The sequence below is a fragment of the Thalassotalea sp. PLHSN55 genome, assembly GCF_052030545.1.
GTDB lineage: Bacteria > Pseudomonadota > Gammaproteobacteria > Enterobacterales > Alteromonadaceae > CANMXU01.
Map to the genome: position 1 here is coordinate 1 of NZ_JBPDIH010000003.1, position 26,194 is coordinate 26,194.

Below are 26,194 nucleotides of genomic sequence, written 5' to 3' on the forward strand. Positions count from 1 at the left end.
TCACCACCGTGTACTTTAGTTAATACTGCTGAGATAGCAGCTGTTAAAGTTGTTTTACCGTGGTCAACGTGTCCAATAGTACCAACGTTAACGTGCGGTTTCGAACGTTCAAATTTTTCTTTAGCCATTTTTCTATTACCTTAAAGTTTAATAAAAGCCCGGCCAAAAGACCGAGCCAGACTTTCAAAAAGCCTTACTAAGATTCAGTTATTTGGTCAGCAACATCTTTTGGTGCTTCATTATATTTATGAAACTCCATCGAGTATGATGCACGACCTTGTGTTGCACTACGTAAGTCAGTAGCGTAACCAAACATTTCAGACAGCGGCACTAACGCGTTCACTACCTTTGAACCAGCTGGACCTTCGTCCATGCCATCGATCATCCCGCGACGACGATTTAAGTCACCAACGACATCACCCATGTTTGCTTCTGGCGTAATCACTTCAACTTTCATCATAGGTTCTAAGATTACCGGAGACGCTTGTAGCGTTCCTTCTCTAAAACCGATAGAAGCAGCGACTTTAAACGCCATTTCGTTTGAGTCAACGTCATGAAAAGAGCCGTCAAAAAGCGTAGCTTTAATATCTAACAAAGGATATCCGGCTAATACACCGCTATCCATTTGTTCACGACAACCTTTTTCAACTGCGGGGATGAATTCTTTTGGAACACTTCCGCCAACAATTTCGTTAACAAACTCAAAACCACTGCCTTCAGGAAGCGGCTCTAATTTCAACCAAACATGACCATATTGACCACGACCACCTGATTGACGAACAAATTTACCTTCAACTTCAACAGATGAACGAATTGTTTCGCGGTAAGCAACTTGTGGCTTACCAACATTACATTCTACGCTAAATTCGCGTTTCATTCGTTCAACTAAGATATCGAGGTGTAATTCCCCCATACCTGAGATGATGGTTTGCCCCGTTTCTTCATCAGATTCTACTCTAAATGACGGGTCTTCTGCTGCCAACTTACCAAGCGCAACACCCATTTTTTCTTGGGCCGCTAAAGTTTTTGGCTCAACTGCTACAGAAATTACTGGCTCAGGAAACTCCATACGTTCAAGTGTGATCACATGATTTGCATCACATAGCGTATCACCGGTTGTGACCTCTTTTAGGCCAACAGCGGCGGCAATATCACCTGCACGTACTTCTTTTATTTCCTGACGATCATTTGCATGCATTTGCACGATACGACCAAAACGTTCTTTTTTCTGTTTAATAGCGTTATAAACACTGTCGCCAGTTTTTACGACACCAGAATATACTCTAAAGAAGGTTAGTGTACCAACAAATGGGTCAGTGGCAATTTTAAATGCTAATGCAGCAAAAGGTGCATTGTCATCAGCTTCGCGACTGTCCTCAGTTTCGTCTTTGTCATCTTTAATACCTTTTATCGCTTCTACTTCTGTAGGCGAAGGTAAATATTCGATAACAGCATCAAGTACTGCTTGTACACCTTTGTTCTTAAAGGCTGAGCCACATGAACAAAGGACAATTTCATTGTTTAGTGTACGAGTACGTAGCGCAGATTTAATTTCTGCTTCGGTTAAGTGACCTTCTTCAAGGTACTTATCCATTAATTCTTCAGAGGCTTCTGCGGCTTCAGAAACAAGATTTTCATGCCATTCTTCAGCAAGGTCTTGCATATCAGCAGGAATTTCTTCATAAGTGAAGGTCATGCCCTGGTCACTTTCGTTCCAGTTAATAGCCTTCATTTTAATGAGGTCAACAACTCCTGAGAAATCTTCTTCAGCACCAATTGCCAAATGAATTGGTACAGCATTAGCTTCTAATCGAGAACCTAGTTGCTCAACAACCGATAAAAAGTCCGCACCTGTGCGGTCCATTTTATTAACAAAAACAATACGCGGAACGGAATATTTTTCCATTTGACGCCATACGGTTTCTGTTTGAGGTTGAACACCAGAAGAAGCACAAAGTACTAATACCGCACCATCTAGTACACGCAAAGAGCGCTCTACTTCAATAGTAAAGTCTACGTGACCTGGGGTGTCAATGATATTAATGCGATGGTCTTCAAATTGCGCGTCCATTCCTTTCCAGAAACAAGTGGTTGCAGCTGATGTGATAGTAATACCACGTTCCTGCTCTTGCTCCATCCAATCCATGGTGGCGGCGCCATCATGAACTTCGCCGATCTTATGGGAAAGACCAGTATAGAAAAGTACCCTTTCTGTTGTTGTCGTTTTACCGGCATCGACATGAGCACAAATACCAATATTTCGGTAACGCTCAATAGGGGTTGTACGAGCCACAATTACATCCTCTTTCTGAGAACTCATTTCTCAGATTATAAAAACAGGTAACGACTGCTTGCATTAATTGCTTAATACGCACAGTCGCCACTGCGTTTACTTTCCTACCAACGGTAGTGAGCAAACGCTTTGTTAGCTTCAGCCATACGGTGAACGTCTTCACGTTTCTTAACCGCTGAACCTTTGCTGTCAGACGCATCTAACATTTCGTTAGCTAGGCGCTGAGCCATTGATTTTTCACCACGTTTACGAGCTGCTTCAACTAACCAACGCATGGCTAGTGCATTACGACGCACTGGACGTACTTCAACTGGAACTTGGTAAGTAGAACCACCTACACGGCGAGATTTAACTTCCACTTGTGGGCGGATGTTATCTAACGCTTCTTCGAATAACTCAAGGTGAGTTTTCTCAGAGTTCTTTTCAGTTAAAATATCTAATGCACCGTAAACAATTTTTTCGGCAGTAGATTTCTTACCATCAACCATAAGGATGTTGATGAATTTTGCTAAAAGTTCGTTATGGAACTTAGGATCTGGCAATATTTTTCGTTGCCCTACGACGCGTCTTCTTGGCATCTTAATTCTCCGTTATATTCAGGAATAACCCAAAATGTTAAATTTGTTAATTTGGCCTTACTTTACGGAAACCGTTAAGATTTAGGGCGCTTTGCACCGTACTTAGAACGGCCTTGTCTTCTGTCGCTTACACCTGAACAATCAAGTGCGCCACGAACGGTGTGGTAACGCACACCTGGTAAATCTTTTACACGACCACCGCGAATTAAAATAACGCTATGCTCTTGTAAGTTGTGACCTTCACCACCGATGTATGAAGTAACTTCGTAGCCGTTAGTTAAACGAACACGAGCAACTTTACGTAGTGCTGAGTTTGGTTTCTTTGGTGTAGTTGTGTACACACGGGTACATACGCCACGACGTTGAGGACAGGCTTGTAACGCTGGAACGTTACTTTTTTGTACCTGTCTGACACGTGGTTTACGTACCAATTGGTTAATAGTTGCCATTAAATAGCTCCTGATTAGTTAAACTTGTGTAAATTTCAATCAATGGGAAAATTTACACCCTTATAAACGTGAAAATCCGCAACCTCATATTCAATACACACGTGCACGGAATATAGGGTCGCGGAATTCTACTGGTCAAGCATTAAGCTGTCAAGTCTGACAGCTTAATCACTTCAACTTTTTTACTTACTCGTCAGCACCAGACATTAAATCGGCATTTAATGCGTCAGTTAATGCTTTTTCGGCATCTACTGCTGAAACCGTAGTTTCTTCTTCAACAGCATTTTTCTTACGAGCACGTTCTTGGTGATACGCATAACCGGTACCTGCCGGAATTAAGCGACCCACAATAACGTTTTCTTTCAAGCCACGTAAACTGTCTTTCTTACCTGCAACTGCAGCTTCAGTTAGAACACGTGTTGTTTCTTGGAAAGATGCCGCTGAGATAAATGACTCAGTAGCAAGTGATGCTTTCGTGATACCCATCATTAACATTTCAATTTCAGCTGGTTTCTTACCTTCAGCTTCAAGTTCACGGTTAGCAATGTTTACACGAGCAACTTCAACAATTTCACCTTTCAAGAATTCAGAATCACCTGCGTCTAAAATTTCACACTTACGGATCATCTGACGAACGATAACTTCGATGTGCTTATCGTTAATTTTTACACCTTGTAGGCGGTATACGTCTTGTACTTCGTTAACGATGTAGTTAGCAACTGGTGCAACACCACGAAGACGCAAGATGTCATGTGGAGACTCAGGACCATCGGCAATAACTTCACCTTTTTGTACTGATTCACCTTCGAACACGTTAAGTTGACGCCATTTAGGGATCATCTCTTCGTATACTTCACCACTTGGCTGCGTGATTAATAAACGTCGCTTACCTTTAGTTTCTTTACCGAAACCGATAATACCGGTTTTCTCAGCAAGGATAGCAGGCTCTTTTGGTTTACGTGCTTCAAATAAGTCAGCAACGCGTGGTAGACCACCAGTAATATCACGAGTTTTTGAAGACTCTTGTGGAATACGTGCTAATGCGTCACCAATGTTTACTTCGGCGCCATCTTCTAGGTTAACAATTGCGTTACCTGGTAAGAAGTATTGTGCTGGAATTTCTGTACCAGCGATCATTACGTCATTACCTTGTGCGTCAACTAGTTTAACCATTGGGCGCATTTCTTTACCCGCAGAACTACGTTGGTTCGCATCGGTTACAACAATTGATGATAAACCAGTAAGCTCATCAGTTTGACGAGTCATGGTTAAACCATCGATAAGGTCGATGAATTTGATGTTACCCGCAACCTCAGTGATGATTGGATGCGTATGCGGATCCCAGTTTGCCACTGTTTCACCGGCTGCAATCGCTTCACCGTCTTTCTTCGCTAAGATTGAACCGTAAGGTACTTTATAGCGTTCTTTCTCACGACCTAGCTCATCAATAACGGTTAGTTCAGATGAACGTGAGGTAATGACGATATGGTCATCAGAGTTAACAACAAACTTAGCGTTTTGAAGTTTCAGTGTACCCGTGTTTTTCACTTGTACGCTGTTCTCAGCTGATGCACGAGATGCAGCACCACCAATGTGGAACGTACGCATGGTAAGCTGTGTACCTGGTTCACCGATTGACTGTGCTGCCACAACACCAATCGCTTCACCTTGGTTGATCATATGACCACGAACCAAGTCACGACCGTAACAGTGTGCACAAATACCAAAGTCAGTTTCACAAGTAATAATTGAACGAACTTTTACGTTATCGACTGAATGCTCTTCAAGAACGTCACATAAACCTTCATCAATTAAGGTATTACGAGGAAGTAATACTTCTTCGGTACCTGGAATTAATACATCGTCACAAACTACACGACCTAGAACACGCTCGCGTAATGGCTCAACAACATCACCACCTTCAATCAATGGCGTCATTAATAAACCGTCTTCAGTGCCACAGTCATGTTCTGTAACCACTAAATCTTGTGCAACATCAACTAAACGACGAGTTAAGTAACCCGAGTTAGCTGTTTTAAGTGCCGTATCGGCCAAACCTTTACGCGCACCGTGAGTTGAGATGAAGTACTGAAGTACGTTCAAACCTTCACGGAAGTTAGCGGTAATTGGTGTTTCGATGATTGAACCATCTGGTTTAGCCATCAGACCACGCATACCCGCTAGCTGACGGATCTGAGCGGCACTACCACGAGCACCCGAGTCAGCCATCATGAAGATAGAGTTGAAAGAGTCTTGCTCTTCTGGCTCACCGTCACGGTTAATAACGGTTTCTTTTGATAAGTTGTCCATCATCGCTTTTGATACTTTTTCATTCGCAGATGACCAAATATCAATAACTTTGTTGTACTTCTCACCAGCAGTTACAAGGCCTTGCTCGAACTGCTCTTGAATTTCAGCAACTTCTTCTTCAGCGCCTTCGATAATAGTGTATTTCGCATCTGGAATTACCATATCGTCGATACCAACTGACGCACCAGCGACCATTGCGTAATGGAAACCTGTATACATAATGTGGTCAGCAAAGATAACTGTATCTTTTAAACCAAGGTTACGATATGCATGGTTAATCAGTTTTGAAATTGGCTTTTTACCTAATGGCTGATCGATAAGCTCATACGGTAGTCCTTTAGGACATACTTGCCATAAGATTGCACGACCAACAGTTGTATCACGCAATGTAGTATTAGCAACCAATTCACCTTCGCGATTACGAACGTGTTCAGTAATACGAATTTTAACACGAGCATGAAGTTCAGCAGCACCTGTACGGTATGCTTTTTCAGCTTCTTTTGTGTCAGCAAATACCATGCCTTCGCCTAAACCATTAACACGGTCACGCGTTAAGTAGTAAAGACCTAATACAACATCCTGTGAAGGAACGATGATTGGCTCACCGTTAGCAGGTGATAATACGTTATTGGTCGACATCATTAACGTACGTGCTTCAAGCTGTGCTTCTAGTGTCAACGGTACGTGTACCGCCATTTGGTCACCATCGAAATCGGCGTTATATGCCGCACAAACTAATGGATGAAGGTGAATTGCTTTACCTTCAATTAGCACAGGTTCGAATGCTTGGATACCCAATCTATGAAGTGTTGGTGCACGGTTAAGCATTACCGGATGTTCACGAATTACTTCGTCTAATACATCCCATACTTCTGCGCCTTCACGTTCTACTAATTTTTTAGCCGCTTTAATTGTAGTCGCTAAACCACGCGCTTCTAATTTACCGTAGATAAATGGTTTGAATAGCTCAAGTGCCATTTTCTTTGGAAGACCACACTGGTGTAAACGTAGTGTAGGACCAACAGTGATTACAGAACGACCTGAATAATCAACACGCTTACCTAGTAAGTTCTGACGGAAACGACCTTGCTTACCTTTGATCATATCGGCAAGTGATTTTAATGGGCGCTTGTTAGAACCTGTAATAGCACGACCACGACGACCGTTATCAAGAAGTGCATCAACAGACTCTTGTAACATACGTTTTTCGTTACGTACGATAATGTCTGGTGCTACTAAGTCTAGAAGACGTTTCAAACGGTTGTTACGGTTAATAACACGACGGTATAAATCGTTTAAGTCAGATGTCGCAAAGCGACCGCCATCTAGTGGCACTAGTGGACGTAAATCTGGTGGAAGGATCGGTAAAACCGACATGATCATCCACTCTGGCTTGTTACCAGATTGGGCGAATGCTTCCATTAATTTTAAACGTTTAGTAATTTTCTTACGCTTAGTTTCACTACCAATTTCTGGTAATTCTTCACGCATTTGAGCAACTTCACCATCAAGGTCGATTTGTTGCAATAAGGCTAGAACTGCTTCTGCACCCATTTTTGCATCAAATTCATCACCATGCTCTTCTAACGCGTCAAGATATTCTTCTTCGGTTAGAATTTGGCTTTTCTCTAATGTGGTTAAACCAGGCTCTGTTACTACGTATGATTCGAAGTATAAAACACGTTCGATATCACGTAATGTCATATCTAGTAATAAACCAATACGCGATGGTAATGATTTTAAGAACCAAATATGTGCCACAGGGCTTGCTAATTCGATGTGCCCCATACGGTCACGACGAACTTTAGTTAATGTAACTTCAACGCCACATTTTTCACAAATAACACCACGATGCTTTAAACGCTTGTATTTACCACAAAGACATTCGTAATCTTTTACTGGTCCAAAAATACGCGCGCAAAACAGACCATCACGTTCTGGTTTGAACGTACGGTAGTTGATTGTTTCAGGTTTCTTTACTTCACCAAAAGACCATGAACGAATCATGTCTGGTGATGCTAGCCCGATGCGAATACCATCGAACTCTTCTGTTTGATTTTGTTGCTTAAGAAACTTAAGTAAATCTTTCACACTCTATCTCCTGTCGGAGTTAAATACGGAGAGAGCAGCGAACCGCTCTCTATGTACTGATAATTAATCAGCAATTCAGCTTAGGAACTATTCCTGATCTAACTCGATGTTAATACCTAACGAGCGGATCTCTTTCAACAATACGTTGAATGACTCAGGAATACCTGGTTCCATGCGGTGATCACCGTCAACTAAGTTTTTATACATCTTAGTACGACCGTTAACATCATCCGACTTAACAGTAAGCATTTCTTGTAGGGTATAAGCAGCACCGTATGCTTCTAATGCCCATACTTCCATCTCACCGAAACGCTGACCACCAAATTGCGCTTTACCGCCTAGTGGTTGCTGAGTAACTAAGCTATAAGAACCAGTAGAACGAGCATGCATTTTGTCATCAACTAAATGGTTTAGTTTCAACATGTACATGTAACCTACCGTTACTGGACGTTCAAATTGACGACCCGTACGACCATCAGTTAATACAAACTGACCGCTTTCTGGCATATCCGCTAATTTGAATAGCTCTTTAATTTCTTTCTCTGCTGCACCATCAAATGCTGGTGTTGCAATTGGTAAACCGGCACGTAAGTTACCTGCTAAACGCATCACTTCGTCATCCGAGAAACTTGCAATATCAACTTCTTGACGAGATTCACCTACGTTATAAACATCTTGTAAGAAGTTACGTAATTTGTGAATTTCTTGTTGCGCTTCAAGCATACGGTTGATTTTTTCACCAACACCACGAGCAGCCATACCTAAATGAGTTTCTAGGATCTGACCGATGTTCATACGCGATGGTACACCTAACGGGTTAAGTACGATATCAACTGGTACACCGTGCTCATCGTATGGCATATCTTCAACAGGTACTACGTTTGAAATAACACCTTTGTTACCATGACGACCCGCCATTTTATCACCTGGCTGAATGCGACGTTTAACCGCTAAGTAAACCTTAACAATTTTTAATACGCCTGGTGCTAAGTCATCACCTTGAGTGATCTTACGACGCTTAATTTCAAACTTCTTATCAAAGTCTGCTTTAATGTTGTCGTATTGCTCAGCAATTTGCTCTAGCTCAGATTGTTGTTCTTCATCGCTTAAGTTTTGGATTAACCAGTTCGCACGAGACATACCATTTAGGTCAGCTTCGTTCAAACCAGCAGATAACAATAACTTCTTAGCGCGAGCATAGATACCGTCTTCTAAAATGCTGAATTCGTCACCTAAATCTTTCTTAACTTCTTTAAGTTGTAATTCTTCAATTTCGACAGCACGTTTATCTTTTTCTACACCGTCACGGGTGAAGATTTGTACATCGATGATAGTACCTGAAACAGAGTTTGGTACACGTAAAGAGCTGTCTTTAACGTCAGCTGCTTTTTCACCGAAAATAGCACGTAGTAGTTTTTCTTCTGGCGTAAGTTGTGTTTCACCTTTAGGTGTCACTTTACCTACTAAGATATCGCCACCGTTAACTTCTGCACCAATGTATACAACACCAGCTTCATCAAGTTTTGATAATGCAGACTCACCAACATTAGGAATATCAGAAGTAATTTCTTCACTACCTAATTTAGTGTCACGAGCGATACAGCTTAATTCTTGAATGTGGATCGTAGTAAAACGATCTTCCATCGCTACACGCTCAGATAACAACATTGAATCCTCAAAGTTGTAACCATTCCAAGGCATGAACGCGATACGCATGTTTTGACCTAGCGCCAATTCACCCATATCAGTTGATGGACCATCTGCTAATACGTCACCGCGTGTTACTGGCTCACCCATACGACACACTGGACGTTGGTTGATACACGTATTTTGGTTAGAGCGGGTGTATTTAGTTAAGTTGTAAATATCAATACCTGCTTCACCAGCATGCATTTCATTTTCATTAACTTTAACAACGATACGTGAAGCATCAACGTAACTTACCACACCACCGCGTTTAGCAACGGCTGTAACACCAGAGTCTACTGCAACAATTTTTTCCATACCGGTACCAACAAGTGGCTTGTCCACTTTCAGTGTAGGTACAGCTTGACGTTGCATGTTCGATCCCATCAAGGCACGGTTAGCATCATCGTGTTCTAAGAACGGAATAAGTGATGCAGCAACAGAAATAATTTGTTGTGGTGATACGTCCATATATTGAACAGTATCAGCAGACATTAGCGTAAATTCGTTTTTATGACGACACGGAACGTGTTCATCAGTTAACTTATTATCTTTGTCTAATTTTGCGTTCGCCTGTGCGATCACAAAGTTACCTTCTTCGATAGCTGATAAATATTCAACTTCGTCAGTAACAAAACCGTTTTCAATTTTACGATAAGGTGTTTCTAAGAAACCAAAATCGTTAGTACGTGCGTAACATGAAAGCGAGTTGATCAAACCGATGTTTGGACCTTCCGGCGTTTCGATAGGACATACACGACCATAGTGAGTAGGATGTACGTCACGTACTTCAAAACCAGCACGTTCACGCGTCAAACCACCCGGCCCTAAAGCAGAGATACGACGTTTATGGGTAACTTCAGACAACGGGTTGTTCTGATCCATAAATTGCGATAACTGCGAAGAACCAAAGAATTCTTTAACTGCTGCTGAAATCGGCTTAGCATTGATTAAATCTTGCGGCATAATTGCGTCAAGATCACCTAATGATAAACGTTCACGTACAGCACGCTCTACACGCACTAAACCAACACGGAATTGGTTTTCTGCCATTTCACCAACAGAGCGAATACGACGGTTACCTAAGTGATCGATATCATCAACATCGCCTTTACCATCACGAATACTAATCAAGGTTTTCATTACCGAGATAATATCTTCGTTTGATAAAATACCAGAACCTGCATCTTCGCTGTTGCCAACACGACGGTTGAACTTCATGCGACCAACAGTTGATAGGTCATAACGCTCTAACGAAAAGAATAAATTCGCAAATAAGGTTTCTGCGGCATCTTTTGTTGGTGGCTCACCTGGGCGCATCATACGGTAGATTTCAACAAGCGCTTCTAGGCGGTTAGTTGAGCTGTCGATGCGTAAGGTATCAGACATATATGAACCAACATCAAATTCGTTCATGTATAAAGTAGAAAGTACTTTATGGCCTGCTTGGCTTAGTGCAGCTAATAATTCTAACGTTAATTCAGCGTTAGCTTCTGCAATGACTTCACCAGTAGATTCGTCAACATACGCTTTAGAAAGTACTTTACCAACAATGTATTCTGCTGGAACTTCTAGCTCAGTAACGTTTTCTTTGCTTAGTGCGCGAATGTGACGAGCTGTGATACGACGACCTTGCTCAACTAAAACGTCACCATTTGGCATTTTAATATCGAACGTTGCGGTTTCGCCACGCAAACGCTCAGGCACAAGTTCCATGATTAACTTGTCGCCTTTAATTTCATACGATGTGGTATCGTAGAAAATATCTAAAATTTCTTCCGAAGAATACTCTAGTGCACGTAAAATGATCGACGCAGGTAATTTACGACGACGGTCAATACGTACAAACAGATTATCTTTCGGGTCAAATTCAAAATCTAACCATGAACCACGGTATGGTATTACGCGTGCGTTATATAACACTTTACCTGAAGAGTGCGTTTTACCTTTATCGTGATCAAAAAACACGCCCGGTGAACGGTGTAATTGAGATACAATAACACGTTCTGTACCGTTGATGACAAACGTACCGTTTTCAGTCATCAAGGGAATTTCACCCATGTACACTTCTTGTTCTTTGATATCTTTTACTGTACCGGCTGGCGCTTCTTTATCATAAACCACTAAGCGCAATTTAACGCGTAATGGCGCTGAATAGGTCACACCACGAATTTGACATTCTTTCACATCAAATAGCGGCTCACCTAAACGATAACTAACGTATTGTAATTCTGAACTACCAGAATAGGCTTTAATTGGAAAAATAGAGCGGAACGCAGCCTCTAGGCCTGTTTCACCTGTTGGGTCGATATCAATAAACTTGCGGAAAGATTCGAGTTGGATGGACAACAAGAATGGATAATCCATTACTTGTGTGCTTTTACCAAAGTCCTTTCTAATTCGCTTCTTCTCAAAGTATGAGTAAGCCATGGGGTTCCTCAGCTTGCTGGTTATGGCCAAATCTGCCGAAAATACTTAAGTATTCGACAGTGTATTGCAGTGATATTTACGTCTAAACATCAAATAATGCACTGTTTTGGTTTAAAAAACATCAAAATATTTTTGAATATTAAAAAAACCATATTCTTTAGCGCAAAAAGGCCGGTGACGTTTAAATCACCAGCCATTGCCTTTTCAGGCAAATAATCTGTCAGAAGTCAGATTATTTGATCTCAACAGAAGCACCAGCTTCTTCAAGAGCTTTCTTAAGTTCTTCAGCTTCAGCTTTTTCAACACCTTCTTTAAGTGCTTTAGGAGCTGATTCAACTAATTCTTTAGCTTCTTTTAAGCCAAGACCAGTTGCGCCGCGAACTGCTTTGATTACAGCAACTTTCTTCTCACCGAAACCTGTTAAGATTACGTCGAATTCAGTTTGCTCTTCAGCAGCACCACCAGCGTCACCGCCAGCTACAGCAACAGCAGCTGCAGCAGATACGCCGAACTTCTCTTCCATTGCTTCTACTAATTCTACTACGTCCATTACTGACATTTCAGCAATAGCATTTAGGATATCGTCTTTAGAAATAGACATTATAAATTTCCTGTTTTAATTAACAGCCTTTTGGCCGTTATAAATAACTATAAATACAAAAAGTGCGTTTAACTTTAGTTGCCAAATAGTGTAGGCGAAAACTAAGGTTAAAATTAAGCAGCTTCTTGCTCTTTCTGATCGCGAACTGCAGCAAGTGTGCGGGCAAGTTTGCCTGCAGATGCTTCTTTCATAGCGCTCATTAAACGTGCAATTGCTTCGTCGTAAGTTGGTAGCTTAGCTAACATGTTTACGTCTACAGCGTTACCTTCAAATGCAGCAGCTTTTAGTTCAAAGGCTTCGTTAGATTTAGCGAAGTCTGTGAATAAACGCGCAGCAGCACCTGGATGCTCGTTTGAAAATGCAATTAATGATGGACCAACTAGTGTTTCAGAAACACATTCAAAGTCAGTACCTTGTAAAGCGCGACGTGCTAACGTGTTACGGACAACCTTCATCCAAACACCGTTTTCACGAGCTTCTTTACGTAAAACAGTAATTGCTTCAACTGTAACACCGCGAGAATCTGCGATTACAGCTGATTGAGCGCCTTTGGCAGCTTCTTGAACTTCAGCAACAATTGCTTTTTTGTCATCAAGATTGATAGCCATTGGCTTTTACTCCTGGTTCACCGGCAAAGCCGGTATTACTATCCCTGAAAAACATTATTTTTCAGGCCGTTACGGCGAGGACCAGAATTAAGGAAATACTGGGTAATCACCATCTACGTAGGAAAAATTAAGTACCTCATTAAGTAAAACTTAACCTTGATACTCCTACGGTCTTTGACGGGGTTGTTTATTTATCAAACAATAATTAAACAACACCTACCAAAATTTAAGGGGCGAAATTATAGTTCACAATTTCGCCCTTGTAAAGTCTCTATTGAGGCTTTACTGAAAATTATAAAGTTAAGCTACCTTGGTTTACTGTAACGCCAGCACCCATAGTAGTTGAAACTGAAATTTTCTTAATGAATTGACCTTTAGCATTAGCAGGCTTAGCTTTCTTAAGCGCTTCTAATAAAGCTTCAAGGTTTTCTTGAAGTTGTGCAGATTCGAAATCAGCCTTACCGATAGTAGTATGGATGATGCCGTTCTTGTCGTTACGGTAACGAATTTGACCAGCTTTAGCATTTTTAACTGCGCCAGCAACGTCAGGTGAAACTGTACCAACTTTAGGGTTAGGCATTAAACCACGTGGGCCTAAAATCTGACCTAGTTGACCAACAACACGCATAGCGTCTGGAGAAGCGATTACAACGTCAAAGTCCATGTTACCGGCTTTAACTTGTTCTGCTAAGTCTTCCATGCCTACAACATCAGCACCGGCTTCTTTTGCTTTTTCAGCATTAGCGCCTTGTGTGAATACTGCAACACGAACGTCACGACCAGTACCGTTAGGTAGTACAGTTGCACCACGTACGTTTTGATCTGATTTACGAGCGTCGATACCTAAGTTTACAGCAACGTCTACACTTTCACGGAATTTAGCAGTTGCTAATTCTTTTAAAAGTTCTAATGCTTCAGAGATATCATATTCTTTTAATACGTCTACTTTTTCACGAACAAGACGAGCGCGTTTTGATAATTTAGCCATTTCTTATCCCTCTACCACTAAGCCCATTGAACGAGCAGAGCCCGCGATAGTATTAACAGCTGCATCCATAGAACCAGCAGTTAAATCAGGTTCTTTCATCTTAACGATTTCTTCAAGTTGAGCACGTGTTACAGTACCTACTTTTTCAGTGTTAGGACGACCTGAACCAGACTTGATACCAGCAGCTTTCTTAAGTAAGTATGATGCAGGTGGAGTCTTAGTTTCGAATGTGAAAGAACGGTCATTGTATACAGTAATAACTACTGGTACTGGAGCGCCTTTGTCTAAAGAGTCTGTTTTTGCGTTAAACGCTTTACAGAATTCCATGATGTTCACACCGTGTTGACCAAGAGCTGGACCAACTGGCGGTGACGGGTTTGCTGCACCAGCAGCAACTTGTAGCTTGATTAGAGCTTGGACTTTTTTAGCCATTTTAAAATACCTTTTTGGTGGGTTCTAACGCCAAGTTTTTCAATAACTCAGCTCCCCGTTTTACAATTACGATTTATTCCCCGACAGGTTTTTCACCTATCCAAAAAAAATCGGCAGCGGATTATATATTAATCAACGAAGCATATTCAACCAATTTTGACATTTTAACTAAGATTAATTTTATTATTATGCTATGTAGGCAATTATTCTCTATGCTTATAAAGCCCCCAATTATAATAGGGCTACCTTACTGAATTTTTCCATATTGCATGAATTAAGGGGTTCATTATGGACAATAGTATTAGTATAGATCGCAGCCAATGGTTATTAGATTCACCTAACGATCTTATTTCATTAAAAAAATGGCAAAATACGGTTAACCTATTAGCCGAGCTATTTAACGCACCAGCAGGTTTCTTGGTGCAATATACTCCAGGTGGATTTCAAGTCACAATTTCCAGTGAACAAGAAACAAACCCCTACCCCTCTGGTATTGTTATTGAGCCCGAAGCCAATATTTTCTGCCGCCGTATAGTTGAAACACGCACAGAGCTTTATGTAGCCAATGCGCCATTAGATCCCTGCTGGGACACAAACCCTGAAGTGCACAATGATGGTTTTAAATCTTATCTAGGCGTGCCCGTATTTTGGCCTGACGGCCAGCCTTTTGGCACTTTTTGTGTAATGGACTTTAAAGAAACGGATTATAAGCAAACCTATTTTGACTTAATTCACCAATTAAAAGATATCTTAGAATCAGACTTATCGTTAATGGAGATGTACAAACAAGCACAGAAATTAGCGGTTACCGATCCCTTAACAGGACTAAGTAATCGACGTGGTTTTGCCATATTAGCGAAACAGCGTATTCACCTTGCGCAACGATTGAAATCTCAGCTGGGCTTATTCTATTTCGATATCGACCTTTTTAAAGGCATCAATGATGATCATGGCCATGCAGTCGGCGATGAAGTTCTTAAGGAGGTTAGTTCGGCACTGCAAGTAAGCACACGCGATGCCGATGTAATTAGCAGAATGGGGGGCGATGAGTTTGTTGCTTTAGTCAGTTTAAAGCAATCTGGCGATGAAGATAATATTCTAAAGCGCTTTAATCAAACATTGACGAGACAAATAGCCCAATCAAAATTACCGGAATTTACCGTATCGAGTGGTTTTGCGAACGTCGACTTATTATCAAGTATTGAGGACATTATCGACATTGCTGACAAAGCGATGTTCGAGAAGAAAAAATGCAACCACTAAATAGTAGCAATGCTTAGCTTAACGTTTTGCTCTTGCATAGCGTACCCATATGTAAAGGCCACTGAGTGATAATAGAATAAGTAACACGGCAACAAAGTCCATAAAAAGTACACCTGCCATACCGAATATTCGCCCACTGTGTGCATCTAAAACTATACGTTCTAAGTTTAAAAACTGAGATTTAAACATAGTCACCGCAGTATGTTTTTGTTGTGCACTGGCGTTATTTGGCATTATCCAAGGAATTGGCGCAAAAGTTGAAATTGCTTGCCAATCAAAAAAGTCACTGTCGGTTTGAAAATAGCCTTGTGCAGTATTTACGATGATGTGTTGCTCAGTAAAGCTTAACCCTGAAATTTCTGCAGGCACACCTGACGCCTGGTCTAATTGGTCGATTAATTGGCCTTGCAGATCATACAAATACAATTCGTTTTCAGTCACGATTACATAACTGTCTTGCCACTTTCCCATACTGACAATGGCGTCGTGACTTTCAAATAAAAGTTTGCCCTCTAGCCATACCAAATTATTAGTAATGACTAGCTGATTGTCGTCATAAAAACGCACATCATTAGGAGCTTGAATACCATAGTGATCTAACAACCAACTACTGTTAATGGGTTGGTGAGCGAGCGATAGCTCATTGGTGTGATTTAACGCAATCCCTGAGATGGATAAAAATATCAGAAAAAAAGCGGCAAAAATGCCAAGTTTACGATGCCATTCACGTAAATGGCGAATCAGCTTAGTGTAAAAAGGTTTAGCTTTTTTACTCATTAAAAACCCAGTAATTGATAAATGCTTTAGTTATTACTTGCCGTGTTAACTTTCTGGTTTAGCCAAAGCGCCATGCGCGCCACTTTAGTGGTTGCTCTAACCGACATAGTTGCTCCAGTAATTCCGTCGATATGCTGATCTAGCATAATATCATCGGTGAGCTTTGCTTCTTTAAACTGGTCAGTATAAAACTGATGACGCACTTCATCGCCACGGCTTTCTCTAAACGCCAATACTTTTAACTGAACAATTTGATTGGCTTGAATATGAACGCCAATAGTAATAGGTTTCTCTTTGCCTATTTCATCAAGTATCCACACGGTTTCCGACGCTTTTTGCCAATAGCGAATGCGTAAGCGATTATATTTGTGACTGAGTATTGCTGCAATGGCTTTTTTATCTTCTGCCGCTAACCACAAGGTTTTAGGTTTAGGCGTTTCGCCAGCAAATATCTCACTAATAAAGCTTGCCGGTTTTTGATAAATGCCCTTCGCTTGACTTGTTGCAACTGAAGTTAACATCACCATAATTATCACTAGTGTTTTATAAACGCGATTCACCAATATCTTCTCTATCTGCAAATAATAATAAAACAAAAAAGTGAATGGAGTTTACACCCCATTCACTTTATCAGTCACTAAAAATTAAATTTTTAGTGTTTCATTAGAACTGGTAACCAAAACCTAAGTTAAAGCCTTTTGAATCTTTAGCACCGCCTAAGTCTTCATAATCAGCTTTTAATACTACGTTCTCGTGAATGTAGTAATTTAAACCGAAGCTTGATGATTCAACATTTGTATCATCGCTATTACCAGCATTGTTATCGTATTCAGCATAACGAGCAAAAACGCCCACTTTTTCATTTACACGGTAAGATGGCTCAATGTACCAACCCGTTTGCTCATCACGACCTAAATCAATAGCGTCTTGGTTATCAATATCCCAGCGAGCATATAATGCGCGTACTGAGAAATCTTCAACTTGGTAAATACCATGAGCTTCAACCAAGGTAGCTGAAGCAGTTTCAACCATAGCACCTTGAGCAACATCTTCTTGATATTGCAATGTTGCAGCTAATTCTAAACCAGGGATAGCGGTGTATTTAATACGACCGGTATATGCTAAGTCTTCCGCTTTTGCACTTGCTACTTTTTGACGACCGCCACGAATACTAAATGATTCATCTACTTCTAAACCACTGGTTACCGCTGCATCTAACGCTAAACCAGCGGCGATTTGATAATTAAAACCAGCACCTGCTTCCCACCAAGTTGCAGGAATAATGTTTTTCTCTACCGGGTTACGCTCTACACCGTAAAACGTTGGTGGCTCATGCGTCTCGTTGATGATACCTACTGGGATTAAAAACAAACCTACTTTTGTAGTTAAGGCATCGTTAATATCAATTTCTACGTAAGCTTGCTCAAGCTCAACTTCACCTGGCTTACCGTCACCAGCAAGTGAGTGTTCTAATTCAAGCTCAGAGAAAAAACGAACGCTGTCTGAAAACTCATGATTTACAAATAAAACAAAACGATGAAAATCAATTTTTGCATCACTGTTATCGTAGTTATTGTAGTGAAGCTCACCGTAACCACCAATTGTGGTATTAGCAAACATACCGCCAGAAGTCGTCGCTTCAACACTGTCAGCAGTCGCTTCAAGCTTTTGTTCAGTTTCGTCTAAACGCTTTTCAAGCTGTGACAAAACTTTTTGTTGTTCAGCAATTACTTTACGTAATTCAGTTGTTTCTTCATTTGCAATAGCGGTGTTGGCCGCAAAAAGACCTACCAATGCTGAGGCAATAAGTGTTTTCTTCATCATGTTTTTTAAAGTCCGTGAATATTTGGCACTTAATTCTTCAATAAATGTAACTAAAGTAATACAGAAGTAAGCAAACCAAAGTTATTAGAATATATATAAATATTATTATTAGATTCGGTGTAACCACCGTTAATTTGGCAACATTAAATCACACAGCCAAATGAGAATCAATATCATTAAGATTATTTTTTATGCTTTATTGATCTAACGCAAAAAAATTAGGTGAGGATTACAATATGAAACTTGATAATGAGAGAGGCATATGATGCAGATAACGTTATACGCATGCCTAGCAATGAAAAATAAAAAGACTAAGAAAGTTAGGAAGAATTAAATTAACAAAAGTTTGAATCAAGTCGCTAGCCATCTTATAAATTAGACTGCTAGCGTTATTGTTTTTTATTCTTTAATCAGCATAAACCACGCATCAGCGTAATCAGGCAAATGCTTATTGGCTTGATGATAATCTTGCCAGCCAAAATAACTATCGACGAGCAAATCAAGCTGAAACAGGTTATTGTCAAAGGCGCCACCTTGATCCGCTAAAATACCAAGGCGACTTATTTTTTCACCTTGGTTTTGATAGCTTACCATCACCAGTTTACCTAACCCTAACTGAGCAACATTGCCGGCAAAAGTGACTTGTGGTTTTATCGCAATTTTACTGGCTAAAGTTTCACCGTAGCCCATAATGCTTGGCACTTCAGCAAAATACCAATAACGCGCTTGTTCTCGCTTACCTATACTGTAGTTATAAGCAATGCCGTTGTTTCGATGGACATTAAAATAACGTGTTTCACCATTCACATTGAGCACACCAGTGCCTTGCAACAGTACGTCGTGCAGCGCTTCTTCTGTTAACCAAACAAGAGGCTTGGCAAGATTTTTTTCTAAAAGCACGCCATTGATAACATCTTGTCGGGTGTATTGATAACGGGTTAGTGTTTCTTTTACTTGTTCAGCTTGCGCCAGTGGTAATTGCTGCTCGTCATAAGGTAGTGAATATAAGGCTTGATCAAAGTGCTGAGTTTTCACCGCACTCGCATTGAGTTTTTTAGTGTAATACTTGGTGAGAAAAATACTATCGTTTGGAATATTTCTCAGTAAACGACTTTTAACTTCATTGGTACTTTTATCAGCAATGTCGTTAGCTGTTTTAGTATCTGGATACCAACGAATAAACTCAAAATGTTGCTGTAGAAAATCAGCGTCGTGCAGTCGACTTGCTCGTTTAGCGCGAACATCTTCACGATAGGTTTGACATAAAAAATCTAGCGTTTTCATAATTCTTGGCAAACTAAAGTGGCTATGAATATTGGAGCCGGCATGCACTGCAAACTTATCAGCTTTATTACTTACTAGGTAAGTACGGGTATTTTCCGCGACCTGACAAAGTTCACTACCTTTAAAGCCTTTTGGCAAACCAATATTCGGATTTTCTTCAACAACAAACTGTAACGCCATGCTTGGAAAAGAGATAAAAAATAAAACAATAACCGGCCATTTGCGCATAAAGCGTAGCTTCCTAAGAACATGAATTTAAATAAGTCAGCACATTTTAACTAAATTTACGGTTGAAGGCAGAATAATCAAACAATTAATTTAATCGTTTGATTATTCTCATAATTACGGTAATGTCGCTAAACCAGTAGGATCAGAAAACAAATTTTGAAGCTGGTAAATTTTTAAATACAGTCCTATAAATTTTAAGATATACAACGGATAACGACTAAGCAATGCTCACCCATTTTCAACAACTTTTATTAACTTTGATTATTATAATTTTGGCAACATTTGCCCTCGCCTTTTCGCCATTTTCTTTTGCCAATATCACACCAGCAAAAACAACCAATATACAAACCACACCAGCTAAAGCCAAGCTTGATAAAAGCGTCCAAGCTCATGTGAATTTAGCTCAAGTAGATTTAGTTAAAGTCGATAAGTCGCAAAACAAAATGTTTTTACTAAAACAAGGCAAAATCGTGAAAAGCTACCGAATTGCGCTTGGCGGAAAACCCAAAGGGCATAAGCAATATGAAGGCGACCAACGCACACCTGAAGGAAGATACACGTTAGACTACATCAAAGAAGATTCAGCCTTTTATCGCGCTATGCATATTAGTTACCCTAACCAAGCCGATATTACCCAAGCGAAAAACCAAGGCCGCTCGCCAGGTGGGCAAATAATGGTGCATGGCCAACGAGATAGAGCCGGTTGGCGCGCCAATATCGCCCAACGTCTAAATTGGACCAATGGTTGTATCGCATTAAAAAATCACGAAATGGATGAGTTTATCGCGCTAGTCGACGTAGGCACACCAATCGAAATACGCTGGTAAAATAAATAAGAAAAAACACATTAGGGCTCGGTGACATATTTACCCATCAACGGTAATTTTTCCATCTTAATTGAAGCTTAAAACATAGTGTCACCGACCCCTTTGTCAGATCCTTTGTCGCAAACCAATATCGTTAATTCTTGTCAAATTTAAGGCGAAAAAAAAGGCATATAAAAATATGCCTTTGAAAAATTCCCGATAACACTAACTAATAATTAGCTGGTCTGGGAACGCGAGCACTAATAGTAATACCGCCACTTGAATCAGGATAAAAGGAATGACCCCTTTATAAATGGTGGTGGTTTTTAAAGATGGCGGCGCAACGCCTTTTAAATAAAACAAACTAAAACCAAACGGCGGCGTTAAAAACGACGTTTGTAAATTCATTGAAATTAAAATGGCAAACCACAATAAGTTGACATCTAGCGCCATCGCCACAGGCGTTAAGATAGGCACAACTAAAAAGGCAATCTCAATAAAGTCGATAAAGAAACCTAAAATCAGTATCGCCAACATTGCAAGAATGATAAATGTCCACTTTTCCCCCGGTAAATCGAGGAAAAACTCTTCCACAAGGTATTCACTACCTGAGTAGCTAAACACCATAGAAAATGCCGTTGCGCCAATTAATACCGCAAAGATCATCGAGGTTACTTTCACGGTTTCTTTAGAAACATCATTAATCTTTCCAAAACTAAAACCGCCATAAAACATCGATAAAACAACCGCGCCAACTGCGCCAATTGCCGACGATTCAGTCGGTGTTGCAACGCCGGTAAAAATAGAACCTAATACCACAACAATTAACAACAACGGCGGAATAATGTCTTTTACCGCTTGTACATATAATTCACTGCGTTTTTGATCAACTTGTATTGGCGGACAAAATTCAGGTTTAAATTTACCCAAAACAATAATATATACGGTATAACTCACCACAAGTAACGCACCAGGAAGTACCGCCGCTTTAAATAGGTCGCCAACCGGTAAGCCCATAACATCGCCAAGAATGATCAAAATTATCGATGGCGGAATGATCTGCCCAAGCGTGCCTGATGCACAAATAACTCCAGCCGCCGTTGGTTCGTGATATTTATTTTTCAACATAACCGGCAGTGAAATTACCCCCATAGCAACAACACTTGCGCCAACAACACCCGTAGATGCCGCTAATAACGCGCCAACAATAATGGTCGAAATAGCCACACCACCTGGCATACCACCAAATAACTTGGCTGACGATTCAAGTAAACGTTCTGCCAAGCCGGTTTTTTGCAAAACGATGCCCATAAAGACAAACATAGGAATTGCCATTAAGGTGGTGTTTTCCATAATGCTCATAATGCGATAAGGCATAAACGCAAATAGATCAGCGCCTAAAGTAAATACACCAACAATTAATGAGACACCTGCGAAAGTAAACGCCACCGGATAGCCGATAAAGAGGCAAACCAAGGCGATAAAAAATAATGCTAAACCAACCATAATTATGCGCCTTGCTCAGAAGATGAATGTTTACTTAATTGACTAAATTGTTCTAACAGTACGTAAGCAATACATAGCAATAAATAAATGGATGAAGCAGGAATGACTGAACGTATGATCCAACGATGCGGTAATCCACCCGGATCTGGGCTACCTTCACCCATGTTGTACGCTTCAATGGTGTAATCCCAACTGAAATATAAAATAAGGCAAGCAAACGGTATGGTAAAAATAAGTGTGCCTAAAATATTAATAATGGCTTGTGCTTTTTCACTTAAACGATCGTAAATAATATCGACCCGAACATGGCCATTTTCTTTGAAGGTATAGCCAATACCAAACATAAACATGGCTGCATACAAGTGCCACTCAAGCTCTTGCATACCAATGCTTACGTCATTAAAAAAGTAACGCATTACTACGTCATAAAATACATTAAAAATCATCAAGAGCATTAGTAGGCTACAAAAAGAACCAACTGCATCTATGATCTTTTTCATCAAATTTTTCAAAAAATTCATCACTGCCTCATAAAATAAAGCATGCCAGCAAGGCATGCTTATTATCTAAATTAATGCTCTAACACATTACCTTAGCTTATTTTTTGGTATTAAAGTTATCTAAATACGCTTTATCAGAAAACTCGGTCCAAGCACGTACTTGTTTTTGGTAGGCAGTAATTGAGTCTAAGATTTCTTTAGTTTTTGGATCTTTAGCAGCAAATTCTTCTAATAACTGATCATTGGCTGTTTGAATTGCGGTCATGATCTCTTTCGAGAACGTACGCATTTTCACGTTAGGGAAATCTTTTTGAATCGCAGCAAGGTTTTTACCGCTTTCATGCATTGATTGTGCATACATATCGTAAGCCGCTACTCGCATCGCAATCGTTAAGATTTTTTGTAGATCTTTAGGCAGTGAATCGTACGCTTTTTTGTTCACCATAAACTGCAACTCAGTTGCTGGCTCATGCCAACCTGTGTAGTAGTAAGGGGCAATTTTGTGGAAACCCATACGTAAATCTAACGACGGACCAACCCACTCTAACGCATCAATCGTATTACGCTCTAATGCAGTATAAAGTTCGCCAGAAGGAATGTTGGTAGGTTTTGCCCCTAAACGCGCCAATACTTCACCAGCAAAACCTGGAATACGCATTTTTAACCCTTTAAGGTCATCAACGGTATTAATTTCTTTTCGAAACCAGCCGCCCATTTGGTTACCAGTATTACCACCTGGGAACGACATAATGCCGTACTTGTCGTAAACCGATTCCATCAGTTCCATACCACCACCGTAGTAGAACCATGCGTATTGTTCAGGCGCTGTCATACCAAACGGCAACGTAGTAAAGAACATGGTATTAAAGTCTTTACCTTTCCAATAATACGAAGCAGAGTGACCCATTTGATATTGGCCGCTTTTAACAAAATCAAAAATACCTAACGCTGATTTATGCTTGTTAGCCGAGTCGATGCGAATGTTTAAACGCCCGCCTGACATTTCTTTTGCCAGCTTAGCCATACGCTTTGAAGCTTCACCAAAAATCGGGAAGTTTGGCCCCCAAGTTTCAGCTAATCGCCAGTTGTAACGTTTTTCCGCAGCATTTGCGACATTTAGCAAACTCACCGACAAAATCGCGGTTAATGCTATTATTTTTGTAATCTTCATACCCCTACCCTTGTTGTTTATTTAATTATTTTGAATTTGGTCAACTTACTCTCTCAAATTAACCACCTAATTGATATTAGTACGAACACCTAATAATTGGTAAAAAGTTCGTAGGTACTAATACCTAGTTAAATGAATCTGCTAGCAATTTTCAAGGAAATTTGAAACTATCAAAAGCTTCTATTTTGAGGAGTATGTTGTATGAGAATGCCGTACCGATTTTTTTTCATTGCTTTTATTCAGGTAATTGTTACCGCGATTGTCACCTATTTTTTAATGACCAATGAATACAAAGAACTCTCAAGTAGAAACTTAGCCACCTTAGAAAGCTTTCTGATCAGCCAAAAAGAAAGTGAGTTAAAAAACTATACCGACCTCGCCCTTTCGTCGGTAAAAAAACTCCATAAATTAGTGGATAAAGAAAATGAAATCTCCGTTGTGTCAGATATTTTTCAAGGGCTTTTATACAACGGCAACGACGGCTATTTTTTTATTTATGACCAAAGTGGTTACGGCATTGTTCACCCCAAAGAGCCATTTAGAATAGGTCAGAATTGGTGGGATTTAGAAGACGGTAACGGCGACAAAATTATTCAATCGTTACTAAAAACCGCTGAAAATGGTGGTGGTTTTCACCGTTACGTGTGGAACAAACCTTCATCAAATGTTAAAGAAGAAAAACTTGGTTACGCCACCATTATCGACAAATGGGGATGGATGTTAGGCACAGGCGTTTATCTTGACGATGTTTATTTGCAGCTTAACAAGGTACAAAAAGAAATCGATAACCATTTAAATAATACCAAAGGCATTATTTTCTCAGTGGCGATCACCTCGTTGTTAGTGATTTTTATTTTTGGCTTTATTGTTAACTTTAAAAACAAAAAGCAAGCTGATGAAAAAATAAGTGAGCTCGGCCAACGCATAATAACCATTCAAGAAGAAGAGAACCGCCACATCGCTCGAGAGCTTCACGACGGCATAGTGCAAATTCTAGTTTCAATTAAATTCTCGCTAGAAGCCACAGGGCGGGCGCTTAAAAAAGATCAGCACCCAAAACCTGAGCCGCTTGTTGTCGCAGAAGAAAGCCTTGCGGTTGCTATTAATGAAATTCGCCGCATTTCACATCATATGCATCCGCAAATTTTGGACGAGCTTGGTTTGTCTTCCGCCATTGAAGCCATTTCAACTAGCTTTTCAGAACGCACCGGCGTTAAGGTTGAATTAAATCTACCAGCGGTGCGTAAGCTGTTGCCCGACGATATTAGCACCACCTTATATCGCGTTGTGCAAGAAGCACTGATTAATATCGAAAAACATGCACAGGCTGAAAAAGTTGTCATTAACCTAGATGTAAAAAGCATTTGGCTAACGTTGCAAATTGAAGACAATGGTCGCGGCTTCGATATAGACCAAAGTAATATTGATTGTAATGGCATAGGTTTGCGAAACTTAGCAGAGCGAGTGGAATATCATTTGGGCATACTTAATATTCACAGCGACAACCGCGGCACAATTATTGAGGCAAAAATTCCAACGGCAACGTTTGCCAACTACTATAATGAAAAGAACCACGCGACCTAAAACACAATAATAACAACTAGGATTTACGAATGAGTGAGCAAAAAAAATTAAAAGTACTGCTCGTAGATGATCATCCCATGGTGCAAAGAGGCTTAATCGCCTGTTTATCTTATTACGACGACATTGAAGTTATTGGTTCACCTTGTCACGGCAAAGAAGCCATTACTGAAGCATTGACTGTAAAACCTGACGTAATACTGATGGATATTAGCATGCCGTCGATGAACGGCATCGACGCCACTGAAGTTATTATTGAAAAGCTACCCGAGACCAAAGTGCTCATTTTTAGCATGCATGAAAACCCAGAGTTTGTATCAAGTGCAATTCAAGCTGGGGCGTCGGGCTATATTTTAAAAGACACCAATTCAGAAGAAGTGTATTTTGCGATAAAAGCCGTCGCCAAAGGCAACACCCATTTTAGTAGTTCAATTTCAAAATTATTAATTACCAACCCGATCAGCCAGTCACCAGAAAAACTAACCACACGTGAACAGCTAATACTTTCACACATCGCAAGAGGTAGCTCGAGTAAAGAAATTGCCCGCGATCTCGATATTAGCTTTCGCACCGTTGACGCGCATCGACGCAATATCAAAGCCAAGCTTAAAATAGACAGCCTTGCCGAGCTAGTTCGGTATGCAGTAAACCACGGTTTAATTGAAAATAAATAACAGTCGCTTTAATGATTAAAAGCACTTTCAAACACAGACGAGAATCGAAATATTATTGATATACGCCAGTATGTTATAAATAAATATTTGTACTTTCATATTGGTTTTTTTGCC

General features: G+C 40.3%; 21 protein-coding genes. 4 read left to right on the forward strand and 17 right to left on the reverse strand.

What is annotated here, in order from left to right; all coding sequences use genetic code 11:
- The 10 genes from ACRRSQ_RS05950 to rplK form a co-directional block, all read right to left on the reverse strand.
- Window positions 1–128: GTP-binding protein (locus ACRRSQ_RS05950; RefSeq protein ID WP_440875300.1), on the reverse strand; the 128-nt coding region annotated here is incomplete at its 3' end.
- Between the two features lie 68 nt (window positions 129–196).
- Window positions 197–2,293, reverse strand: coding sequence for an elongation factor G (gene fusA / locus ACRRSQ_RS05955; RefSeq protein ID WP_440874800.1), 2,097 nt, complete (start codon window positions 2,291–2,293; stop codon window positions 197–199).
- Window positions 2,294–2,397: 104 nt separating this feature from the next.
- Entirely contained in the window at window positions 2,398–2,871 is a 474-nt protein-coding gene (gene rpsG / locus ACRRSQ_RS05960) for a 30S ribosomal protein S7 (RefSeq protein WP_184426790.1), read from the reverse strand.
- A 74-nt stretch (window positions 2,872–2,945) separates the two neighbouring features.
- A complete protein-coding gene (gene rpsL / locus ACRRSQ_RS05965) occupies window positions 2,946–3,320 on the reverse strand; it encodes a 30S ribosomal protein S12 (RefSeq protein WP_440874801.1) in 375 nt (124 codons plus the stop codon).
- A gap of 186 nt (window positions 3,321–3,506) precedes the next feature.
- Window positions 3,507–7,721 (reverse strand): DNA-directed RNA polymerase subunit beta', encoded by a 4,215-nt coding sequence (gene rpoC, locus ACRRSQ_RS05970; RefSeq protein WP_440874802.1) that lies wholly within the window; start codon window positions 7,719–7,721, stop codon window positions 3,507–3,509.
- Window positions 7,722–7,808: 87 nt separating this feature from the next.
- Complete coding sequence (gene rpoB / locus ACRRSQ_RS05975; RefSeq protein ID WP_440874803.1) at window positions 7,809–11,837, reverse strand: DNA-directed RNA polymerase subunit beta; 4,029 nt, start codon at window positions 11,835–11,837, stop codon at window positions 7,809–7,811.
- 232 nt (window positions 11,838–12,069) lie between these two features.
- Window positions 12,070–12,438, reverse strand: coding sequence for a 50S ribosomal protein L7/L12 (rplL, locus tag ACRRSQ_RS05980; RefSeq protein WP_440874804.1), 369 nt, complete (start codon window positions 12,436–12,438; stop codon window positions 12,070–12,072).
- 113 nt (window positions 12,439–12,551) lie between these two features.
- Entirely contained in the window at window positions 12,552–13,046 is a 495-nt protein-coding gene (gene rplJ, locus ACRRSQ_RS05985; protein WP_440874805.1) for a 50S ribosomal protein L10, read from the reverse strand.
- 292 nt (window positions 13,047–13,338) lie between these two features.
- Window positions 13,339–14,034 (reverse strand): 50S ribosomal protein L1, encoded by a 696-nt coding sequence (rplA, locus tag ACRRSQ_RS05990; protein WP_440874806.1) that lies wholly within the window; start codon window positions 14,032–14,034, stop codon window positions 13,339–13,341.
- 3 nt (window positions 14,035–14,037) lie between these two features.
- Window positions 14,038–14,466, reverse strand: a complete 429-nt coding sequence (rplK, locus tag ACRRSQ_RS05995; RefSeq protein ID WP_440874807.1) for a 50S ribosomal protein L11 — start codon at window positions 14,464–14,466, stop codon at window positions 14,038–14,040.
- A 288-nt stretch (window positions 14,467–14,754) separates the two neighbouring features.
- Here rplK and ACRRSQ_RS06000 point away from each other — a divergent pair, with 288 nt between their 5' ends.
- Entirely contained in the window at window positions 14,755–15,729 is a 975-nt protein-coding gene (locus ACRRSQ_RS06000) for a sensor domain-containing diguanylate cyclase (protein ID WP_440874808.1), read from the forward strand.
- 18 nt (window positions 15,730–15,747) lie between these two features.
- Here ACRRSQ_RS06000 and ACRRSQ_RS06005 read toward each other — a convergent pair whose 3' ends face one another.
- The 4 genes from ACRRSQ_RS06005 to ACRRSQ_RS06020 form a co-directional block, all read right to left on the reverse strand.
- Window positions 15,748–16,521 (reverse strand): PepSY domain-containing protein, encoded by a 774-nt coding sequence (locus ACRRSQ_RS06005; protein ID WP_440875301.1) that lies wholly within the window; start codon window positions 16,519–16,521, stop codon window positions 15,748–15,750.
- An 11-nt stretch (window positions 16,522–16,532) separates the two neighbouring features.
- On the reverse strand, window positions 16,533–17,066 hold the full coding sequence (locus ACRRSQ_RS06010) for an FMN-binding protein (protein WP_440874809.1): 534 nt from the start codon (window positions 17,064–17,066) through the stop codon (window positions 16,533–16,535).
- A 103-nt stretch (window positions 17,067–17,169) separates the two neighbouring features.
- Complete coding sequence (locus tag ACRRSQ_RS06015; RefSeq protein WP_440875302.1) at window positions 17,170–18,327, reverse strand: porin; 1,158 nt, start codon at window positions 18,325–18,327, stop codon at window positions 17,170–17,172.
- 402 nt (window positions 18,328–18,729) lie between these two features.
- A complete protein-coding gene (locus tag ACRRSQ_RS06020; protein ID WP_440874810.1) occupies window positions 18,730–19,842 on the reverse strand; it encodes an MltA domain-containing protein in 1,113 nt (370 codons plus the stop codon).
- Between the two features lie 341 nt (window positions 19,843–20,183).
- On the opposite strand from ACRRSQ_RS06020, the gene ACRRSQ_RS06025 reads away from it, so the two are divergent.
- On the forward strand, window positions 20,184–20,669 hold the full coding sequence (locus ACRRSQ_RS06025) for a L,D-transpeptidase family protein (RefSeq protein ID WP_440875303.1): 486 nt from the start codon (window positions 20,184–20,186) through the stop codon (window positions 20,667–20,669).
- A 204-nt stretch (window positions 20,670–20,873) separates the two neighbouring features.
- Here ACRRSQ_RS06025 and ACRRSQ_RS06030 read toward each other — a convergent pair whose 3' ends face one another.
- The 3 genes from ACRRSQ_RS06030 to ACRRSQ_RS06040 form a co-directional block, all read right to left on the reverse strand.
- Window positions 20,874–22,154: a TRAP transporter large permease gene (locus ACRRSQ_RS06030; protein WP_440874811.1), complete on the reverse strand. Its 1,281-nt coding sequence runs from the start codon at window positions 22,152–22,154 to the stop codon at window positions 20,874–20,876.
- 2 nt (window positions 22,155–22,156) lie between these two features.
- Window positions 22,157–22,675: a TRAP transporter small permease subunit gene (locus ACRRSQ_RS06035; RefSeq protein WP_440874812.1), complete on the reverse strand. Its 519-nt coding sequence runs from the start codon at window positions 22,673–22,675 to the stop codon at window positions 22,157–22,159.
- Window positions 22,676–22,751: 76 nt separating this feature from the next.
- Window positions 22,752–23,825, reverse strand: a complete 1,074-nt coding sequence (locus tag ACRRSQ_RS06040; protein WP_440874813.1) for a TRAP transporter substrate-binding protein — start codon at window positions 23,823–23,825, stop codon at window positions 22,752–22,754.
- A 201-nt stretch (window positions 23,826–24,026) separates the two neighbouring features.
- On the opposite strand from ACRRSQ_RS06040, the gene ACRRSQ_RS06045 reads away from it, so the two are divergent.
- Window positions 24,027–25,409, forward strand: coding sequence for a cache domain-containing protein (locus tag ACRRSQ_RS06045; RefSeq protein WP_440874814.1), 1,383 nt, complete (start codon window positions 24,027–24,029; stop codon window positions 25,407–25,409).
- Window positions 25,410–25,438: 29 nt separating this feature from the next.
- Window positions 25,439–26,080, forward strand: a complete 642-nt coding sequence (locus ACRRSQ_RS06050) for a response regulator (RefSeq protein ID WP_440874815.1) — start codon at window positions 25,439–25,441, stop codon at window positions 26,078–26,080.
- The last annotated feature ends 114 nt before the right edge of the window (window positions 26,081–26,194 follow it).

Excerpts from the sequence above, each read along its gene's own strand:
- rpsG (WP_184426790.1), bottom strand. The coding sequence starts at position 2,871 with ATGCCAAGAAGACGCGTCGTAGGGCAACGAAAAATATTGCCAGATCCT.
- rpsL (WP_440874801.1), bottom strand. The coding sequence starts at position 3,320 with ATGGCAACTATTAACCAATTGGTACGTAAACCACGTGTCAGACAGGTA.
- rpoB (WP_440874803.1), bottom strand. The coding sequence starts at position 11,837 with ATGGCTTACTCATACTTTGAGAAGAAGCGAATTAGAAAGGACTTTGGT.
- rplL (WP_440874804.1), bottom strand. The coding sequence starts at position 12,438 with ATGTCTATTTCTAAAGACGATATCCTAAATGCTATTGCTGAAATGTCA.
- rplJ (WP_440874805.1), bottom strand. The coding sequence starts at position 13,046 with ATGGCTATCAATCTTGATGACAAAAAAGCAATTGTTGCTGAAGTTCAA.
- rplA (WP_440874806.1), bottom strand. The coding sequence starts at position 14,034 with ATGGCTAAATTATCAAAACGCGCTCGTCTTGTTCGTGAAAAAGTAGAC.
- rplK (WP_440874807.1), bottom strand. The coding sequence starts at position 14,466 with ATGGCTAAAAAAGTCCAAGCTCTAATCAAGCTACAAGTTGCTGCTGGT.
- ACRRSQ_RS06000 (WP_440874808.1), top strand. The coding sequence starts at position 14,755 with ATGGACAATAGTATTAGTATAGATCGCAGCCAATGGTTATTAGATTCA.
- ACRRSQ_RS06015 (WP_440875302.1), bottom strand. The coding sequence starts at position 18,327 with ATGAAGAAAACACTTATTGCCTCAGCATTGGTAGGTCTTTTTGCGGCC.
- ACRRSQ_RS06020 (WP_440874810.1), bottom strand. The coding sequence starts at position 19,842 with ATGCGCAAATGGCCGGTTATTGTTTTATTTTTTATCTCTTTTCCAAGC.
- ACRRSQ_RS06030 (WP_440874811.1), bottom strand. The coding sequence starts at position 22,154 with ATGGTTGGTTTAGCATTATTTTTTATCGCCTTGGTTTGCCTCTTTATC.
- ACRRSQ_RS06035 (WP_440874812.1), bottom strand. The coding sequence starts at position 22,675 with ATGAATTTTTTGAAAAATTTGATGAAAAAGATCATAGATGCAGTTGGT.
- ACRRSQ_RS06040 (WP_440874813.1), bottom strand. The coding sequence starts at position 23,825 with ATGAAGATTACAAAAATAATAGCATTAACCGCGATTTTGTCGGTGAGT.
- ACRRSQ_RS06045 (WP_440874814.1), top strand. The coding sequence starts at position 24,027 with ATGAGAATGCCGTACCGATTTTTTTTCATTGCTTTTATTCAGGTAATT.
- ACRRSQ_RS06050 (WP_440874815.1), top strand. The coding sequence starts at position 25,439 with ATGAGTGAGCAAAAAAAATTAAAAGTACTGCTCGTAGATGATCATCCC.